1 protein-coding gene and 1 pseudogene are annotated in these 1,882 nt (G+C 76.8%); both read right to left on the reverse strand.

The window, feature by feature from the left end:
- Positions 1–264: 264 nt before the first annotated feature.
- Entirely contained in the window at positions 265–1,284 is a 1,020-nt protein-coding gene (locus tag EEJ42_RS31755; RefSeq protein ID WP_123105333.1) for an ABC transporter ATP-binding protein, read from the reverse strand.
- A 52-nt stretch (positions 1,285–1,336) separates the two neighbouring features.
- A pseudogene (locus EEJ42_RS31760) lies at positions 1,337–1,882 on the reverse strand (NYN domain-containing protein); the annotation flags it as partial.

The raw sequence follows: 1,882 nt of genomic DNA on the forward strand, positions 1-1,882 counted from the left end.
ACCGCGACCAGCGCGGGCAGCAGCCGCGCGGAGGCCGCGAGCGGCGCCGGGGCCACGAGCGGGGCGGGGACGGCGCCGGCTGGCCGGGGCACGGCGCCACCGGCCTCCTCGACCGGCGCACCGGCCTTCGGCATGCCGGGCATGGCCTGCGCGGGCACGACACTCACGTCTGCGCTGCTCCTCTTCCGTCTGGCGTGGTCACGGGCTTGGTTACGGGCATGATCACGGTGGCGTTCACCGCATGCCGTCCCCTCCTACGGTCCCTCATGTCTTCACCAGCCCCTCCGCACCCTCCGTACGGCCGCCCAGCGCCACGTACACGTCCTCCAGGCTGGGCGTGGCGAGGGTGAAGTCGTCCAGCGCGGCGAAGGCGGGCCCGCCGGTCACGGTGGCGATCGCGGCGCGCGCCGCGTCCGGGGGCAGCCGCAGCGTCCAGCGCCGCCCGGAGGCGTGCGCGGCGTCCCGCAGCGCGGCGACCCCGGGGATGTGCAGCGGCGCCTCGGCGCGCCACACCAGCTCCACCCGCACCTCGTCCGCGACCATCGCCTTGAGCCCGGCGGGGGTGTCGCAGGCGATGACCCGGCCCCGGTCGAGCACCGCGACCCGGTCGAGCACGGTCTCGGCCTCGATGACGTTGTGCGTGACGAGCAGCACGGTCACGCCGCGCTCGGCCCGCCGCCGGTCCACGGCGGCCCAGACGGCGCGCCGCGCCACCGGGTCCATTCCGGTGGTCGGCTCGTCCAGCACCAGTAGCGGCCGCTCCCCCACCAGGGCGGCGGCGACGCAGGCCAGCCGGCGCTGACCGCCGGAGAGCTTCTTGAGCGGCCGCCCGGCGAGCCCGCCGAGCCCCAGCTCCTCGATCACCGCGTCCCGCTCGGCGCGGGCGGCGCGCGCGTCGAGCCCGCGCAGCCGCGCGGTGGTCTCGGCGGCGAGCGCGACGGTCAGCTCGTCCAGGGCGGTGGAGTCCTGGCCCAGGTAGCCGAGGAGGCGGGAGGCGCGCTCGGGGTGGCGTACGAGGTCGTGGCCGAGCACCCGGACCTGGCCCTCGTCGGGCCGCAGCAGGCCGGTGAGCTGGCGTACGAGGGTCGACTTCCCGGCGCCGTTCGGCCCGAGCAGCCCGAACACCTCACCGCGCGCCACGTCCAGGTCGATGCCGTCGCTGGCCCGCACCGCGGGCGTGGCGGGCGCACCGCGGCGGCCACGCGCCGCGGGATAGGTCTTGACCAGGCCGCGCACGGTGCACACCACATCGCCTGCCGTCGCCTGTTTCGCGCCCGTCCTCACGAGCTATGAGGGTACGCGCCCAAACACCCGGTGCCGTCCGCGGGGGCCCGGCCTACTCTCCCGCGGGGGCGTGCTCGGCGGCGGTGCGCACGTCGATCTCGCGCCAGAACCCGGCCCGGATCGCATAGCGGTCGTGCTCGTCGATCTGGTCGTCCTTGTGGGCGAGCAGACCGAAGCGGGCGGCGTAGCGCAGCAGCTCGCCGTCGATGCGGTGCGGGATGCGCGGGTACTCCGTCGACAGCTGGTGGAGGTGGCCGGCGTCGGAGAGCCGCTCGGTCCAGCGGCGGGCGAAGACCTGGCCGACCTCGAACGGGTCGCCGCTGACGGCGGTGATGTCCTCCTCGCGGTCGGCCCAGCGCTGCTCGGCGCTGGTGAGCTGGGCCAGCATGGGCAGATTGGCGGTCTCCGGCGGCTCGCCCACGCCGGAGCCCGGGCCGCGGTCGACCCAGCCCTTGTCGGAGGACCAGCGGAGGGTGGCGCTGGGGGCCGGGTGCGGTGCGGCGGAGGCGCCTGGCCCTCGGCCCAGGCCCGCGAGGTCCTTCGGGGTCGGCACGCCCTTGGCCCCGCCCGCCGCCGTGGCGTCCGGCGCGGCGGCGGG

It is taken from the genome of Streptomyces botrytidirepellens, assembly GCF_003721215.1.
Classification (GTDB): domain Bacteria; phylum Actinomycetota; class Actinomycetes; order Streptomycetales; family Streptomycetaceae; genus Streptomyces; species Streptomyces himastatinicus.